7 protein-coding genes are annotated in these 13,462 nt (G+C 71.9%); 5 read left to right on the top strand and 2 right to left on the bottom strand.

The annotated features are described in order from the left end of the window. Positions 1 to 604: 604 nt before the first annotated feature. Both ACLZOT_RS20565 and ACLZOT_RS20560 read right to left on the bottom strand, forming a co-directional pair. Positions 605 to 973 carry a DUF1330 domain-containing protein gene (locus ACLZOT_RS20565; RefSeq protein WP_416970439.1) on the bottom strand — a complete coding sequence of 123 codons (369 nt, stop codon included), beginning with the start codon at positions 971 to 973 and terminating at the stop codon, positions 605 to 607. A gap of 21 nt (positions 974 to 994) precedes the next feature. After that, entirely contained in the window at positions 995 to 1,696 is a 702-nt protein-coding gene (locus tag ACLZOT_RS20560; RefSeq protein WP_416970438.1) for an SDR family oxidoreductase, read from the bottom strand. A 278-nt stretch (positions 1,697 to 1,974) separates the two neighbouring features. Here ACLZOT_RS20560 and ACLZOT_RS20555 point away from each other — a divergent pair, with 278 nt between their 5' ends. From ACLZOT_RS20555 to ACLZOT_RS20535, 5 genes are all read left to right on the top strand, one after another. Further along, positions 1,975 to 4,095: a protein kinase domain-containing protein gene (locus tag ACLZOT_RS20555; protein WP_416970437.1), complete on the top strand. Its 2,121-nt coding sequence runs from the start codon at positions 1,975 to 1,977 to the stop codon at positions 4,093 to 4,095. Between the two features lie 176 nt (positions 4,096 to 4,271). Then, positions 4,272 to 5,066 (top strand): polysaccharide deacetylase family protein, encoded by a 795-nt coding sequence (locus ACLZOT_RS20550; RefSeq protein ID WP_416970436.1) that lies wholly within the window; start codon positions 4,272 to 4,274, stop codon positions 5,064 to 5,066. Between the two features lie 171 nt (positions 5,067 to 5,237). After that, positions 5,238 to 10,883 (top strand): glutamate synthase-related protein, encoded by a 5,646-nt coding sequence (locus ACLZOT_RS20545; RefSeq protein ID WP_416970435.1) that lies wholly within the window; start codon positions 5,238 to 5,240, stop codon positions 10,881 to 10,883. Continuing rightward, positions 10,880 to 12,592: a diflavin oxidoreductase gene (locus tag ACLZOT_RS20540; protein ID WP_416970434.1), complete on the top strand. Its 1,713-nt coding sequence runs from the start codon at positions 10,880 to 10,882 to the stop codon at positions 12,590 to 12,592. The genes ACLZOT_RS20545 and ACLZOT_RS20540 overlap by 4 nt, the downstream gene beginning before the upstream one ends. Before the next feature lie 65 nt (positions 12,593 to 12,657). Next, positions 12,658 to 13,461, top strand: a complete 804-nt coding sequence (locus tag ACLZOT_RS20535; protein WP_416970433.1) for a hypothetical protein — start codon at positions 12,658 to 12,660, stop codon at positions 13,459 to 13,461. Position 13,462 lies beyond the last annotated feature (1 nt).

Below are 13,462 nucleotides of genomic sequence, written 5' to 3'. Positions count from 1 at the left end.
GCTTCTCGGCCTCAGCACGTCCCTGGCGAGAGGCTCGCCGGCTTCTCGGCCTCAGCACGTCCCTGGCGAGAGGCTCGCCGGCTTCTCGACCTCAGCACGTCCCTGGTGAGAGGCTCGCTGGCTTCTCGGCCTCAGCACGTCCCGGGCCGGGAGACTCCGCCGCCCTCCCGGCCCCAGCACCTCCCGGGCGGAGAGACTCCGCCGCCCTCCCGGCCCCAACACCTCCCGCGCCAAGAGACTCGCCGCCTCCCCGGCCTCAGCACGCCCCAGCCCGAGAGACTCCACCACCTCCCCGGCCCCAGCACGCCCCCGGCGAGAGGCTCGCCCGTTTCTCGGCCCCGGCGCCCAGCGGCAGGCGTGGTGTTTCCCGGACGCTCGTCCGGGTGGCCCTGGCGGCTTCGCCGGTCAGGGTCTCGGCTCGGCGAGGGGGCCGCGCTCGCGCGGGTGGCGGTGGGTTTCGCTGTCGTCGGAACGGGCCGTGACAGCTCGGGCGCCGGATCGCGGGCCCTCGGCCGGAGAGGTCGCCGCCGGTCCGCCCGATATCGGCCGCGGAAAGCGAAAGGGTCCACCGACCGAGTCGGTGGACCCTTGGGAAAGGCCGGGGTCAGGGCTTGAGTACTGCCAGTACGTCGTCGAGCGAGACGCTGGTGGGGTCGCTCATGTCGGAGCCGTCGAAGGTCTGCCAGATGTACGACGCCGTCCCGTTCTCCCGCAGCGGGTGCAGGTCGGCCAGTTCCGGGTCGTCACGGAAGCTGTTGAACGCCTCTTCGGACTCCCATTCCACGAGGAACAGGACCTGGCGTGGCGCGAGGTCACCGGCCACGTTGTCCCGGAAGCGCCCGAACGCGACCATACGGCCACCGTATTTCGGAGCCGCTTCGGGGAGCCGGCTGAAATATTCGAGGTATTTCTCCAGGTCGACCACGTCGAACATGTTCAGGGCGTAGAACTTCTGCTGCGAATTCCCGCTCATCGTCGATATCTCTTTCGTGAACTATTCGGCGAGCTGGGGGTACAGCGCGGCCAGGTCACCGGCCAGGCCCGCCTTGACCTGCCGGGAGATGTCGTCCGCGAGGACCTCGTGCGCACCGGACTCGATGCCGTCGAGGGCGAGGGCGGCGACATCGCGGGGGGCGGACTTGGGGGCGTCGACGCCCGCCGCCAGGTCGGTGTCGACGTACGCGACGTGCAGTCCGGTGACGGCGATGCCGCGCGGCCGCAGTTCCAGGCGCAGGGAGTTGGTCTGCGACCACAGGGCGGCCTTGGAGCCGGCGTAGGAGCCGCCGAGCGCGAGCCAGGAGAGCACGGAGTGGACGTTGAGGAGGTGCCCGCCGCCGTTGCGCTCGATGACCGGCACGAAGGCCCGGGTGACGAGGAGGGGGCCGTAGAAGTTGGTCTCGAAGTCCCGGCGTACGTCGTCCACCGGTGAGTCGAGGTAGGACGCGGCGACCGAGGCGCCGGCGTTGTTGATCAGGACGGTGATGTCGCCGGCCTGGGCGGCGGCCGCGGCCACGGACTCGGGGTCGGTGACCTCCAGGGCGACCGGGACGGCGTCGGGGTGGGTCACGGTGCGCGGGTCGCGGGCGGTGGCGTAGACCTTGGCGGCGCCGCGGGCGTACAGCTCTTCCACCAGGGCCTTGCCGATGCCGCGGCTGCCGCCGGTGACGAGGACGTTGGCGCCCTTGAGTGTGGTCATGACTGCCTCCGGGAGGGGGAAACCGATCGGTTTCAAGAAGAGTAAACCGATCGGTTTCACGGCGCAAGCGGCGGCTGTCGCGGGGAAGGGAACGCCCGTGACCGGTCGCGCCTTCGTGCGCGGCGCCTGACCGCGCTCATCGGCCTGGCCCTGGCGGCATCACCCCACGGCGTCGCGCTGTGGGCCCCCTACCTCAGGGGGACCGCCCGTCGCCCCTCTCAGGTAGGCCCTACTGTGATCCCCGTGACGCAGGCCGGCGCTGGAGAGGATGATCGGCGATGACGCCCCTGAGCACCGGGGACCCTGAGGTCATAGGCGGGTACACCCTGCTCGGGCGGCTCGGGGCGGGTGGGATGGGGGTCGTGTACCTGGGGGTGTCCGCGTCGGGGCGGCAGGTCGCGGTGAAGCTGGTGCGGGGGGCGTACGCGCAGGAGGAGGAGTTCCGGACCCGGTTCCGGCAGGAGGTCGCGGCGGCGCGCAGGGTGAGCGGCGCGTTCACCGCGCCGGTCGTGGACGCCGACCCGGACGCCGAGCGCCCGTGGATGGCGACGCAGTACGTGCCGGGGCGCAGTCTCGCCGAAGTCGTGCAGGGGGACGGCCCGTTGGGGCTGCGGGAGGTGCGCGCGCTGGGGCTGGGCCTGGCCGAGGCGCTGCGGGACATCCACCGGGTGGGGCTGGTGCACCGGGATCTCAAGCCGGGGAACGTCCTGATGACGGACGACGGTCCGCGCGTCATCGACTTCGGCATCTCGCGGGCGGCGGACCACCAGAGCCTCACGACGACGGGGCGGATGATCGGTACGCCGCCGTTCATGTCGCCGGAGCAGATGGCCTCGCCCCGGGAGGTCACCCCGGCCTCGGACGTGTTCTCGCTGGGGTCGCTGCTGGTGTTCGCGGCGGTGGGCGCGGGGCCGTTCGACTCGGACAGCCCGTACATCACGGGGTATCAGGTGGCGTTCGGGGCGCCCGACCTCACGGGGGTACCCGGGGAACTCCTGAGGACGATCGAACGCTGCCTGGACAAGGACCCCGCCGAACGGCCGGAGTTGGCGGACGTACAGCGCATGCTGGAGGCGCTGCCGGAGTCCACGTCCCCCGCGAGTACGGTCCCCAAGGGCCGCCTGACACCCCGGAGTTCGCCCACGATCCCGGTCCCGGTGGAGACCTCGACCGGCACGGGCGGCAGGCGCCGTACGAAGCTGCTGCTGGCCGCCCTCGGCACGGTACTGGCCGTCGCGGGTACGACGGGTGTCCTCCTCGCCGGCCGGGACCCCGAGGGCACGGCGAGCAGGAGTACCACCACCCCTACCGCAGAACTACCCGCCGGCTGGAAGCCCTGGCAGGTAGCTCTCAGGTACGAGACGAAAGGCATCCCTCTTGAGTACGACGATCCGGCGTGCGTGACGGAGGACGGCGCCCTCTACTGCGGCGGTACGGGGTTCACGACCGCCCGGGTCGACGCGGCGTCCGGCAAGGTCGCCTGGCGGACCGGGACCCGTCCGCAGGCGGCGGGGCCGATCGGCGTACGCGGCGGTGTCGTCTACACGTACGAGCAGCCGGAGGACGGAACCAGGAGTGTGGTGGCGCTCGACTCCCGTACGGGGAAGGAGCGTTGGCGGCACGGCATCAACACCGGTGCGAAGGCGGTGCTGTACGGCGGCGGGCTGCTGGCCCTGTCCCCGGACGCCTCGGAGTTCGTGGCGTACGGCCCGTCGGGCGCGGAGTTGTGGCGGGCGCCGTCGCTGGACGAGTACTGCGTCCCGGCGGCGCCGGGCGGTGTGCCGTACGCCCTGTGCGAGCAGGGCGCCGAGCCCGGCCAGGCGCCGGTCGAGCTGATGCGGGCGGAGGCCGGCAGCCTCTCCACGACCGCGACCCTGCCGAAGAAGTCGGTGGCGCTCGGCGCGGTCGGCGGGCAGCCCCTGTTCCTCGCCCCGCAGACCGCCGAGGACGTGTACGAGTCCGGGTACGAGCGGCCGTACAGCGCGCTGTTGCGGGTGGACCCGGCGACCGGGCACGTCACCCGCGTACCGCTGGCCCGCGCGCTGACCGGTACGGCGACCTTGATCGGCGGCGTCGTCTACTTCGCGCGGTCCGACGGGACGGTCACCGCGGTGTCGGCGGCCGACGGGAAGCAGCTCTGGCAGAGGGTGACGGACGTGGAGAGCCTGTCCGCGCCGGTGGTGTCGGCGAAGTACGGGAGGGTGTACTTCGCGAACCGGTACGGGCGGCTGCTGGCGCTCGACAGCCGTACGGGGGCGGAGGTATGGGGTACCTCGGCGCTGCCCGATCCCGGGGACAAGGTGCAGGGGTATCCCCCTCAGGTACTACTCGTCGACGACGCGATCGTGGCGATGGCGGGGGACACGGTGTTCTCGCGGGGGCCGGGCGGGCCGGGTTGATCCCTGCGCGCCTGGGTCGATGCCTGCGCGCCGGGCTGATTCCGCGAGCCCTGTTCCTTATGTCCACGAACTCCCCCGGAAATGTCCGCGATCCGTAACGGAGGGATCCCGCGCGGGCCGGAGCCCGTCCTGCCTGGTGGTTGCGAGGCGACACCGGCGAGGGAAGTGGGGCGGACATGGCGCGGCACGACGGCGGTCGGGGCTGGTACGGCAAGATGATCGGGGCCGCGCTCGGCGTGACGCTGCTGGCGGCCGGGACGGCGGCGTGGACGGCGCAGGCCGGTCCCGCGGTCAACGGGGCGTCGGGCCCGGCGAGTTCGGCGCCGAGGGCGGGCGCTTCCGCCTCGACGGGCGCTCAGGTCAAGGGCGTTGACATCAGCATCGTGCACGCCTCGGACGCCGGGCCGCGCGGCGTGAACATCACCATAGACGACGGCCCCGACCCCAAGTGGACGCCGCAAATGCTGGACATCCTGCGGGAGTTCGGCGTGAAGGCGACGTTCTGCATGGTGGGGACGCAGGCGCAGGCGCACCCGGACATGGTGAAGAAGGTCGTCGCCGCCGGGCACCGCCTGTGCGACCACTCCGTCTCGCACGACACCGGCATGGACAAGAAGCCGGAGGCGTACCAGTCGAAGGAGATCCTCGACGCCGAGCGGATGATCACCGAGGCGTCCGGGGGTGTGCGGCCGATGTACTACCGGGCGCCGGGCGGGGCGTTCACACCGTACAGCCGCAAGCTGGCCGCCTCGCGGGGGATGCGTCCGCTGGGCTGGAACGTCGACACGAAGGACTTCGAGCGGCCGGGCACGGACGCGATCGTGGCCACGGTGGAGCGGGAGCTGCCGAACGGGCCGACGCTGCTGTTCCACGACGCGGGCGGGGACCGGTCGCAGACGGTGGAGGCGCTGCGGCGGGTGCTGCCGCGGCTGAAGGAGGAGGGGTACGTGTTCGGGTTCCCGGTGCGGTGAGGACGGAAGAGGGCAGAACGCGACAGGGCTTGCGATGAAGCTTAGGCAAGGCTTACCTTAGCTAATCGCACCACCCAGGGTCCGGGCCGTCACCGCGGTCCGCCCGCGGCGAGCGCTCCACTGTCGCAGCCTGGCCGTTCGCTGCCGGAACTCCGCCCATGGGACCCGCACTTGAATCACGCCACGTACGGTCTGTACGACCCTGCCCGCGACCACAGCGCCTGCGGCGTCGGCTTCATCACCCGCCTCGACGGCACCCCGAGCCACGACGTCATACTCAAGGGCCACGAGGCTCTGCTCACCATCCCGCACCGGGGCGGCCGGTCCGCCGAGGGCGTGGGCGACGGCGCGGGGGTGAGCGTCGACCTCTCCCTGGAGTTCTTCGAGGCCCTCACCGGCGTCCGGCTGCGGCCCGGCCACTTCGGGGTCGCGAACTGCTTCGTCCCCGGCGAGATCCAACTGCGCGCGAACGCCGAGCGGTTGGTCGCCGACTCCCTCACCGGCCAGGGCTTCGAGATCCTCCTCGTCCGTGACGTACCGGTGGACCACTCGGTGCCCCGCCCGGCCGCCGAACGCCATCAACTCCCCCTAGTCCAATGGGTGTTCCGCGCCCCGGAGGCATGGCGACGGACGGACGTCGACGCGGCCGCGCACCGCGCGCTGCTCGCCGTGGAGCATGACGCGTACACCGACGCCACCGCGTACGCCGGGCTGTACCCGCTCTCGCTCAGCGCGCGCACACAGGTGCTCAAGGGGCGGCTCAACTCCGGTGAGGTCATCGGCTACTTCACCGACCTCGGCGACCCCCGGCACTCCGTCCGCACGCTCTACTTCCACACCCGGTTCTCCACGAACACCGAGCCGCACCCGACGATGGCGCAGCCGTTCCGGCTGATGGCGCACAACGGGGAGCTGAACACCGACCGCAAGAACCGGCTGAGCGACGAGGCGCTGGCGCGGGCCCGGACACGCAGCATCGTGCGCCCGCCGGGCCAGTCCGACTCCAGCCGGCTCGACCAGACCCTCCAGAGCCGGCTGTTCGACGACGGCCTCGACCTCGTCGAGGCGGTCGTTTCGCTGATGCCGCCGGCCTGGGAGAACGACCGTACGCTGCCGGCTCCCGTGCGGGACATGCTGGAGTACTACTCACTGTACGAGGAGAAGAACGACGGCCCGGCCGCGGTCGTCTTCAGCGACGGGGACGTCGTCGGCGCCCGCCTCGACCGGCTGGGCCTGCGTCCGCTGCGCACCGTCGAGACGGCCGAGTACCTGGTCGTCGCCTCGGAGGCGGGCCAGATCGCGTTCCCGGACGACGAGGTCGTGCACCGGGGCCGGATCGAGGCCGGCGGGATGCTGGTCGTCGACCACCGTACGGGGCGCCGGATGCGTACCCGCGAGGTACTGGACGCGCTCGCCGCCCGGCGGCCGTACTCCCGGCTGCTGGCCGAGGCGCGGGTGAACCTCGACGACCTCCCCGCTCCGGACTACTACCGGGGTACTACGACTCTGGGCTACGACGGTGACCTCAGCCTCGCGGGGCGGTACGTCGCGTACTCGCTGAACCAGGAGAGCTTCCGGTTCATGCTCGACCCGATGCTCGCCGACGGGTCGGAGCGGATCTCGGCGATGGGCTACGGCAACGCCATCAACGCGCTCAGCGACACCGAGGGCGGCATGGCGAAGTACTTCTCTCAGCGCTTCGCCCAGGTCACCAACCCGCCGCTGGACAGCATCCGCGAGGCGGACGGGATGAGCATGCGGGTGGCGCTGGGGGCGAAGCCGGACGGCGCTTCCGGGACGCGGTCAGCGCGCCAACTCGTCGTTTCCTCACCCGTGTTGGGCCATCTCGACATGGTCCGGCTGCGTGATCAGGACGTCGTTCCGCTGCGGCGGTTCGGCATGCTGTACGACCCGGTCGTCGGCGACGAGGCCGCCAACGCGGACGCGTTGAGGTCGGCGCTCCTCCGACTCTGCGACGAGGTCGAGCTGTTCGCCGTCGAGCGGGGCGGGATCGCGCTGCTCACCGACCGGGCGATCTCCTCGGCACGGGCTCCGCTGCCGGTGATCCTCGCCGTCGCCGCCGTGAACCAGCGGCTCATCGAGACGGGGCTGCGGCTGCGGGTGTCACTGGTCGTGGAGAGCGGGCAGTTGGCGTCATCCCACCACGTGGCGACGGCACTCGGCTTCGGCGCTTCGGCCGTCTACAGCCTCAGCGCGCGGCTGCGGGCCGAGGAGAAGTATCCGAGCGCGCCCGCCCCCGCGGGTGAAGTCACCGACACGGACCGGGCGTTGGCCAAGTTCCGCAAGGCCGCCGAGAAGTCGCTCGCGAAGACCATGGGGCGGGTGGGGCTGTGCACCGCCGAGAGCTACATCGGCGGGGAGTTCTTCGAGCCGAACTATCTGGACACGCGCGACGACGTGTTCGCGCGGATCTTCCCGCACCTTCAGGCGCCGGTCGGCGGGGTCGGGTTCGCGCGGATCGCGCAGGCGGCGACCGAGTGGCACGAGCGGGCCCGGTCCGTGGCGGACGAGCGGCAGATCCCGCTGCTGGGGCTCTTCAAGGAGCGTTCCGACGGCGCCGGGCACTCGTTCGGCGTGACGGCGGTGCGCGGGTTCGGCGGCATGACCGAGGAGCGGCCCGAGTTCGCGCGCGACGACGACCCGGAGGCGCTGCGGCTGCTCACGCTCGGGCAGCTCGACGACGCGTTCGGCACCAGCGACGCGGCGTACCGCGACACCGGGTACGACGCGCTGAGCGACGCGGAGATCGACGCGTTCCGGATCACGCCGGGGTACAGGGCGTTCCTGCGGACCACACACGAGGAGCGGGCCCGGAGGCCGGCCGCGCTGCGGGACGTGCTGGCGTTGCCTGCGGATGTGACGGGGGCGCGGAGTGCGGAGGACTTCGCGCGGGAGTTGGGGCGGTTCTCTGCGGGTGGGAACGCGAGTGTGATGGTGCGGGGGATGGTCGTGGCGGTGGAGGAGGCCGGGTCCCTCTGTGGGGCTACGGGTATGACGGGCGCGCGGGGCGACGCGGAGGGTGCTGGCGCTACGGGTATTACGGGTCCTACGGGTACGGGGGGTACTACGCGTGGCGCCCCCTCCCCCGGCCCCCTCACCGCCCGACTCCACCTGACCTCCCCCACCTCCGACCCCGTCGCCCACCACACGGCCCTCGTCGCCGGCCTCGCCCTGGCCCACCCCGGCGAGGTGGAGACGCGCGAGGCCGGCCCCGACGGTGTCACCGTCGTCGTCACCGGCACGGCCGCCCGTCTCCTCGGCCTCCTGCGCGCCGCTCCCGCCGGCGTGCCCCTCGGCGAGGTGCAGCCCGCGCACGAGATCACCCGCTCGCTGGCGTCCGGCGCGATGAGCCACGGCGCGCTGGTGGCGACGGCGCACGAGGCGGTGGCGCACGGCACGAACATGGTCGGCGGGATGTCCAACTCCGGTGAGGGCGGCGAGCATCACTCCCGCTACGGCACCATCCGGGGTTCGCGGATCAAGCAGTTCGCGTCGGGCCGGTTCGGGATCTGGGCGGGGTATCTCGCGGACCCGATGCTCCAGGAGCTGGAGATCAAGATCGGGCAGGGCGCGAAGCCGGGCGAGGGCGGCCAGTTGCCCGCGCCGAAGGTCACCGTGGACATCGCGGCGGCGCGCGGCGGGACCCCCGGCATCGAGCTGATCTCACCGCCGCCGCACCACGACACCTACTCCATCGAGGACTTGGCGCAGCTGATCCACGACTGCAAGGCCGCGCGCGTGCGGGTCGTCGTGAAGCTGGTGTCCTCGGAGGGCATCGGCACGATCGCGGTCGGCGTCGCGAAGGCGGGCGCGGACGTCATCAACGTCGCCGGAAACACGGGCGGTACGGGTGCGGCGGCGGTCACCAGCCTCAAGTACGCGGGCCGTTCGGCCGAGATCGGTGTCGCGGAGGTGCACCAGGCGCTCGTCGTGAACGGGCTGCGGCAGAAGGTCGTCCTGCGCTGCTCGGGCGCGCACCAGACCGGCGGCGACGTCGTCACCTCCGCTCTCCTGGGCGCGGACAGCTTCGAGTTCGGGACGACCGCGCTGATGATGCTGGGCTGCGTCATGGCGAAGAACTGCAACGTGAAGTGCCCGGCGGGGCTGACCACGAACCCCGAGGTCTTCGAGGGCGACCCGCGCGCGCTGGCGCAGTACCTGCTGAACATCGCGCACGACGTACGGCGGATCCTCGCCCGCCTCGGCCTGCGTTCGCTGCGCGAGGCCCGGGGGCGTGCCGATCTGCTGCAACTCCTGGACCACCCGGCGAGCGTGGGACGCCTGGACGTGCGCCGGCTGCTCGCACGGGTGCCGGAGAAGACGGTGTCCGAACCGGACTACCTGGAGAAGGACTTCACCACGGACGACGCCCTCATCGAACGCGTCCGGGCCGCGCTGCTCGACCGGCGCGAGGCGTCCGTCCTCGTCGAGGGCATCCAACTCACCAACAGCGACAAGTCCGTTGGCGGCCAGCTCGGCATAGACGTCGAACGGCTCCTGAACCACGAGGACTTCGGGGACGTGCCGGCCGTCGTCACCGACGACCGGGGCCGGCGCCGGTTCGCCGACGGCGCCGTACGGATCCGTACCGGCGGGTCCGCCGGGCAGTCGTACGGCGTGTTCTGCAACGACGGGATCAGCCTGGAGCACACCGGGACCGCGAACGACGGGGTCGGCAAGAGCCAGAGCGGCGGGCGGATCGTCGTACGGGCGCCGGGCGGTGGCAGCACTGAGCGGGGCGGGAACGTGCTGGTCGGGAACTTCGCGCTGTTCGGGGCGACCGGCGGGCGGACGTTCGTGCAGGGCGAGGCCGGTGACCGGTTCGCCGTCCGCAACTCCGGTGCCACGGCGGTGGTCGAGGGCGTCGGGGACTTCGGCTGCGAGTACATGACCGGCGGGACGGTGCTCAACCTGGGCGGCTTCGGCAAGGGCCTCGGCAACGGGATGAGCGGCGGTTTCCTCTACCAGTACGACCCGCGAGAGGAGTTGGCGGGCCGGGTGAGCGGCGACTCGCTGCTCGTGTTCCCCGTGACGGACACCGCGCACGGGGCGTTCCACGAGGAAGCCGTCCGCCTGCTGCTGAGTTGGCATGCCGAAGCCACCAACTCACCGCTCGCCCGGCGGCTGTTGGAGGACTGGGAGGCCGAACGGCGGTACGTGTACTGCGGGATGCCCCGCGCGCTGCTGCTCTACCAGGACGCGACGGAGATCCTGGCAGCGGCCACCCGGCCCCAACTCCTCGACGAACTCGCGACGTCGATCGCCTCCGACAAGCTGCGCGCGTTCAAGGTCGACTACCGCGACCGGCGCACGGTCCTCGACGGGCGGGCCCCGGCCTTCGGTGACCAGGGCAGCGACGACATGTTCTCGCTGCTGTCCTCGTACACCGTGCTCGGCGTCGCGCAGGACCTCGCGCTGAAGCGGGTGCCGGGGGCGAGCGGGCCGGACGATCCGCGCGTCGCCGAGGCCGTCCGCAACCTCGTGCTCACCGAGGACTTCTTCGTCAGGCAGCGGGTCGTGAAGTACCTGCGCGGCACGCTGGAGCGGTTCGACGACGGGGAGTTGGCGACGCTGATCGCGATCAAGCGGCTCGACGACTACAAGGCGGCGCTGCGGCAGCGCAACAACCTCAGCGTGGACGCGCCGGGCACCTACGGCTGGATCCTGCACCAGAACACCAAGAACGCCGGCCGTGTACGGGCCGCCCGGTTCGACGAGCTGCTGGCGAACGCCGCGCTCGCCGACATCGCCGGACGGCTCGCCCCGCAGGCCCCGACCGAGGCGGTGACCGCATGACCGTCATGCCCCCGACCGGAACGCTCATCCCGGCGGACGCGCCCTTCTCGGCGGCCCAGGAGGCGTGGCTGGCGGGTTTCGTCGCGGGAATCGCCGCCGCGCAGCGGCGAGTTGACGGCAACGCCTCTCGTGCACACGCCGTGACTGTGGACGTCCTGTACGGGACACAGACCGGCAACGCCGAGTTCCTGGCGAGCGAACTGGTTGCGCAGGCCCAGGCGTTGGGGTTCGGTGCCGCCGCCGTCGCGCTCGACGACGTGACGCCCGAGCGGCTCGCCGCCATGGCGTACGTCCTCGTCGTCACCTCCACCTACGGCGAGGGAGAACTCCCCGACAACGCGGGCCTGTTCTGGGACGCGCTCCAGGCGGAGGCGGCGCCGCGGCTGGAGGGGCTGCGGTACGCCGTGCTCGGGCTCGGGGACCGGGGGTACGACCAGTTCTGCCAGGCGGCGAAGCTGATCGACACGCGGTTCGAGCAGCTCGGGGCGGTACGCCTGCACGAACGGGTCGACTGCGATGTGGAGTTCGAGGCGGACGCGGCCGGGTGGACGGCCGGGGTCCTGGAACGGCTCGTCGCGGAGACCGGCGTCACCTCGGCCTCCGGACCATCAACTCCCGCACCTCGCAAGGCCCGTTCGCCCTGGAACCGGCGTACCCCGTATCCGTCCCGGCTCGCCGTGAACCGTCTGCTGTCCCGGCCGGGCAGCGCGAAGGAGATCCGGCACTACGAGTTCGACCTCGGCGACAGCGGGATCACGTACGAGGCGGGGGACGCTCTGGCCGTCGTCCCGGTGAACGACGACGCGCTCGTGCGGGCGCTGACGGACCACTTGGGCGCCGAAGGGGACGTACGGCTGCTGCGCGAAGAGCTGGAGATCCGCACGCCTTCCAAGGAGTTGATCGCCGACCTCGTCGAGCGGGCGCCGACGAGCGAGCTGGCCTCGGTCGTCGCGCACGGGGACCGGGCCGACCTGGAGTCCTGGCTGTGGGGGCGCGACGTCCTCGACCTGCTCCGGGACGCCGGTCCCGCCGCACCCGGCCTGGACGAACTCCTGCCGCTGCTGCGGCCGTTGCAGGCCCGCCAGTACTCGATCTCCTCAAGTCCCCTCGCCCATACGGGCCGTGTGCATCTCACGGTCGCGTCGGTGCGGTACGGGCGGCACGGCGGTGTCGCCTCGACATACCTCGCCGACCGGGTCGCGGAGGGCGGGAGCGCGGGCGTGTACGTCCAGCCCAACGCCTCCTTCGGCGTCCCCGCCGACGACGTCCCGATGGTCATGATCGGGCCCGGCACGGGGATCGCGCCGTTCCGCGGGTTCCTCCACGAGCGGGCCGCGCGCGGTGCCTCCGGCCGCAACTGGCTGTTCTTCGGGGACCAGCACCGCGCCCACGACTTCGTGTACGAGGAGGAGTTGACCGCTTTCCGGGAGCGCGGGGTGCTCACCGAACTCGACCTCGCGTTCTCCCGGGACCAGGCGGAGAAGGTGTACGTGCAGACCCGGATGCGGGACAGGGCACGGGAGTTGTACGCGTGGCTGGAGGACGGGGCGTACGTCTACGTGTGCGGGGACGCCTCGCGGATGGCGAAGGACGTCGAGGCGGCGTTGCTCGGTGTCGTCGCCTCTCAGCGGGGGCGCGGGGACGATGACGCCGCCGACTATCTGGCGGGGCTGCGCCGGGCCAAACGCTATGTACGGGACGTGTATTGAGCATGGACGGGTGTTCGTTCACAGGGTGCTGCGGTGGCGGGAAGGCGCGGCTCCTCGATGCCCGCATGCCCGCGCTGGCGCGGTGCCTCACGCTGTTCCGGTACGTCCAGGCCGTCACCGAGGGGGCGGTCGCGCGGATCGACCAGGCGGGGAGCTATGCGGTGCCGAGCCTGCGGGGTGAGGCGTTCTCCGTGCCTCCAGGGGCTGTTGCGCTGCGCCTCGACGGTGCGGGCGTCGACGCGGCGGTCCTCGTCCGGGACGAGGAGGGTGGTGCCGTCGAGCTGCGTCTCCTCGACGCGGCCGGGCGGACCGTGCATCGCGGACGGCTGCTCTCCGAGGGGGACCGGCTGCTGGCGGGGCTCGTCGAGGGGGTCGGCACGGCGCAGGGGACGCCAAGTGGGCTGCGGGATCTGCCGGGTTGGGAGAGCGGGGACCAGCTCGCCCAGTTCGACGCGGTCCTCGCCGACGGCGGACTCGAACGGCATGCCGGATCGCACCGGTACCGGGACGTCGACCTCTCCGTCGTACCCGCCGTCTTCGAGCATCTCTGCTCCGTCGGACTCCCCGTCGGTGTCGCCGTGTTCGTGCCCGGGGTGATGCAGGCGTGTGCCGGGCCGGTCCATGTGACCGATGTGACCGTCGGGGGGCGGCTGTTCGTCGCGCTCGGGCAGGGGTCGGTGGAGATCGACCTTGCGGGGGTGGGGAGTTGCCGGGTCGTCCGGTCGGCCGGCGTGCACGGGCCGACCTCGGCGCTCGAACTCGGCGACGTACACGGCCGGTGCGTCGCGATGGTCACGCAGTTCGGGGTCGTGGGTGGGGAGGCGCATACGGCCTGGGAGAACATCTCGGCGTCGCTCCCGGGGAGTTGAA

Origin of the sequence: Streptomyces sp. 4F14, assembly GCF_048159485.1 — a bacterium.
Lineage (GTDB): Bacteria > Actinomycetota > Actinomycetes > Streptomycetales > Streptomycetaceae > Streptomyces.
Note: the sequence above shows the minus strand (reverse complement) of the source record. Positions and strands in the feature narration are given on the sequence as shown.